2 protein-coding genes are annotated in these 4,105 nt (G+C 37.8%); both read right to left on the bottom strand.

Annotated elements, in window-relative coordinates; genetic code table 11:
- On the bottom strand, positions 1–1,476 hold a 1,476-nt coding region (locus JST56_05815), incomplete at its 3' end, for a hypothetical protein (protein MBS1988476.1).
- Positions 1,477–1,708: 232 nt separating this feature from the next.
- Positions 1,709–4,105 (bottom strand): hypothetical protein (locus JST56_05810; protein MBS1988475.1); only part of this gene is annotated, 2,397 nt, incomplete at its 5' end.

The following is a 4,105-nucleotide window of genomic DNA, read 5'->3' as shown; positions in this document are numbered from 1 at the left end:
TGCCGTCTGGACATTTGCATTCGATAACACAATCGCACTGCTATTGTTACGCGTTAGCCTAAGCATCGCGTTACTATTTACACGAATATTCGTATTGGCCGTTTGAATGTTGTTACCCAGAGTCAAAATCGCATTAGAGCTATTTCTATTTAATGCAAGCAAACTATTTGAATTGTTCTTGTTCAGAGCCAACGACGCGTTACTATTTACTCTTATTTGATTATTCAAATTCAAAATCGCCTGGCTATTATTTCTTGTCAGCCTCAGCAACGTATTTGAGTTGTTTTTGTTCAGAGCCAGAGAAGCATTACTGTTTACTCGAATTAAATTATTTAAAGTCAAAATTGCTTGGCTATTGTTCCTTGTAAGTCTCAAAAGAGCATTAGAGTTGTTAGCTGTTAGCCTTAAAACCGCATTACTACAATTAGTAAGCTGTTGACTGAGGCCACTATCAAAACGAGCAATTGTTCCATTATTCACCGAAGCAACATTTTTACCGCTTGGGTTACCTAAAGCACCTATCAATGGCTGAATATTATTTGCATCAGCCGAATTCAATGTATCGTAACCAACGGTTATTTGATCAACCGAAAATGTCGCTTGTTGAGAGAACGTTAATGTTTTATTTCCTGTGGTAATTTTTGTTGGCCCATCTGCATAAATTACCCCAGTTGTAAGGGTATAATTCCGCGCAATTTCAAGCTCTACATTTGATAGTCGCATTTGAGCTGTTTTGTCTTCAAAAATAAATCGACCAAGCCCAAGGCCTTTAATCTTAATACTATTCAAATAGAGCGTTGTCCCTCGCTTGATAAAGATAGTCCCACCAGCAGTCAAATCAAGAATATACCCATTCCCATCAATATTGGCCTGAGCTCCGGTAAAAGTCCAAACCCCTGTCAATGATGCCTTAGCATTCAGAACAAGATCTGTTGCATTTTGCCACAAAATGCCACTGGTAAATGCTAAAACCTTACCACCAAATGAAATCCGGTTACGGCGCAAATCAACAGTACCAGAGCCGGTCATTAACCGATCATCTGCAAATAAAAGATTATCATTTAGAAGGATTTTTCCATTATTGAGGACAATATTTGAGTTAAACTGGCACTGTGTTGAAATAGTTAAGTCGCTTAATTGATGAGTCAATTGAACCGCGTCAGGGTTTGTAAAAAGCGGACTCCCTTGAAGCAAGTTTCCACCACGAACAACAGTAAGCTTATTAACCAATGCTCCGGCATCGGAACGAAATGACTGATTTGTTTTTAATGTAATTTTACGAGATGCATCACCATCAAAATCACCGGTAAAAAAAGCCGGCGTGCTTTGAGCCTCTAAAATACCTTTGCTAAATGAAATAGGAGAACCTCTTACAGCTCCGGTCACCTCAAGCGTTCCATTCCAATCTGTAATAGGAGTTTTAACAAGAAACTTTCCTGAATTAACAATTACTCGTGATTCGCGACTTGAAAACAAAATATTTGCATTTAAGGATGCAGATAAGATAAGGAGCAAAAAGAATAAAGTATAAAAATGTCTATTTTTTCTCATAACAATGCACGGTGGGTTTTACAAAGCTGCAAAGCAATAAGTGCTTTGTATCGTTAAACGTTTTACTTACACAGCACCTACCGTTGCATATCATCAAATAAAAATTCAACACTTAGCACAAATTTAATAATTATGTCGCTTTAAAAAGCTCTAGCAGCTAGTTCACAACAAACTTTCCATAGATATCCATTGTCGCTCCAGGAAGAATTCGTACCTCAACATTGGTACTATCAATTTCTAGAGCTTGAGCGTTATATAAAGCCTCACTACTCAATGTAACTCGGTCATCAACAACAAGCGTTCCTTGTGTTAGATGCAAACCAGAGCGCGTTGAATGTAACGAGCATCCATCAAGAACTATTCGAGCGGTAGGATCCATACCAAATTGCTTTTTACCACCTGGCGAATCGTAACTAAACGTAACACCAGTATCAATGAGCAATTGCGCGTTACCGGTCACCATTGACTTCTTATTGGATGCATAGGTAAAGATATGATCGTCACCTGAAATTATTGCATCTGAACAGAAACTCATAAATCCATTAGTGAATGAGTAATTATCGGTCATACGCAATTCTGTATTCTTAAACACAATCAACGCATCACGACCAACGCACTTAATATTATTTTTATTCAGATTTCCAACGCCATTCAATAAAACATTTTGAATAATCAACGTAGTACCAGGCATAACACTCATTGCATTGTATGAATTTAAATACAGCTCTTGCCCTTGACCATCAAGAACAATTTTACCGCCGGCAAACGTCCACGTATTTTTAAGCTCAAGAACACCACATGCGGAATCATTTTTATCAGCACGAAGCTCAATGATAGTTCCATCACCAAAAATAAGCTTTCCATGTCCTACTGGGTCATAACAAGCCGGAGAGAAGTCTTTAAGAACAGCATTTTGTAATGTTAACGTTGCTGCTGGAGCTATTGAAAATAAATTTGGCTCTCTTGAACAGTGAATAAAGTGATTTTTATGATTAAACGTTGTTGTTGCCAGAGCAGTAAAGGTTCTGATTTTATCCAAGTAAATATTTGGATCAGAAGCTATGACATTACTATTTTGAATAACAAGTTTTCTGATACTTATAATTGTATTCGATGAGTTTTTACAGCAGGCTAAAAGCGCCTGGCTGTTATTCCTGAATAATCTCAATTCTGTATTACTCATATTCTTAATCAAGTACAACAATGCATTGCTATTGTAACGACAGCAATTCACATCGGCATTACCAAGGATATTTAGAATCGCATTTGAGTTATTCGTAATTTTCTTATTGAGATTCAATATTGCATTACTGTTGTAACGACAACAGGCTAAGTTCTCTTCTTCGTCATCATCATGATCGCGTCTCAACTGCACAATAGCGTTACTATCATTCTTTGTATTGTCACACAATTTCAAAATTGAGTTGGAATGGTTTTTTGTATGATACAAATGTGCATTACTATGGTTAGAATGCAATCTCAAGATTGTATTACTGTGACCCCGTACATCATCTTTTGATTTCAAGATCGCGTTACTGTGGTTGGCGTGAAGCCTCAAAATCGAGTTACTGTGATTAGAATGCAATCTCAAGATTGTATTACTATGACCTCGTACATCATCTTTTGATTTCAAGATCGCGTTACTGTGGTTGGCGTGCAGCCTCAAAATCGAGTTACTGTGATTATTATTCAATCTCAAGATTGTATTACTGTGACCCCGAACATCATCTTTTGATTTCAAGATCGCGTTACTGTGGTTGGCATGCAGCCTCAAAATCGAGTTACTGTGATTAGCGTGTAAGCGCAACATTGAGTTACTGTGGTTGTTATTCAACCTCAAGATTGTATTACTATGACCACGAACATCATCTTTTGACTTCAAAATCGCGTTACTGTGGTTGGCATGCAGCCTCAAAATCGAGTTACTGTGGTTGTTATTCAGTCTCAAGATTGTATTACTGTGACCCCGTACATCATCTTTTGACTTCAAGATCGCGTTACTATGGTTGGCATGAAGCCTAAGGATCGAGTTACTGTGATTAGCGTGTAAGCGCAACATTGAGTTACTGTGGTTGTTATTCAATCTCAAGATCGTATTACTATGACCTCGTACATCATCTTTTGACTTCAAGATCGCGTTACTATGGTTAGCATGCAGCCTCAAAATCGAGTTACTGTGGTTGGAATGCAATCTCAAGATTGTATTACTATGACCCCGTACATCATCTTTTGACTTCAGAATTGCGTTACTGTGGTTAGCATGCAGCCTCAAAATCGAGTTACTGTGGTTATTATTCAATCTCAAGATCGTATTACTGTGACCTCGTACATCATCTTTTGATTTCAAAATAGCGTTACTATGGTTAGCATGCAGCCTCAAAATCGAGTTACTGTGGTTGGAGTGCAATCTCAAGATTGTATTACTATGACCCCGTACATCATCTTTTGACTTCAGAATTGCGTTACTGTGGTTAGCATGCAGCCTCAAAATCGAGTTACTGTGGTTGTTATTCAATCTCAAGATCGTATTACTGTGACCTCGTACATCATCTTT

The sequence above is a fragment of the Candidatus Dependentiae bacterium genome (assembly GCA_018266175.1).
GTDB lineage: Bacteria > Babelota > Babeliae > Babelales > RVW-14 > JAFEAY01.
Note: the sequence above shows the minus strand (reverse complement) of the source record. Positions and strands in the feature narration are given on the sequence as shown.